The following is a 213-nucleotide window of genomic DNA, read 5'->3' on the forward strand; positions in this document are numbered from 1 at the left end:
ATTTCTGCTGCTGTTTTTTCGTCTTTCCGGCTCTCGGGGATTGTTCATGTGCTTCGGGATAGTCTGCTTTTTATGAATGGTTGTTCCTGTCTGGGAGTAGAAAGTACATAGTATAAAGTAGAAAGAGCCTAAAATTGGGACATATAGGAACTGACTTTGAACATAAAACTTATCTTTCCGAAGAAAGAAGGACGGCCTATGAAGATTTGGAAG

The sequence above is a fragment of the Pedobacter glucosidilyticus genome, assembly GCF_002483235.1.
Classification (GTDB): domain Bacteria; phylum Bacteroidota; class Bacteroidia; order Sphingobacteriales; family Sphingobacteriaceae; genus Pseudopedobacter; species Pseudopedobacter glucosidilyticum_B.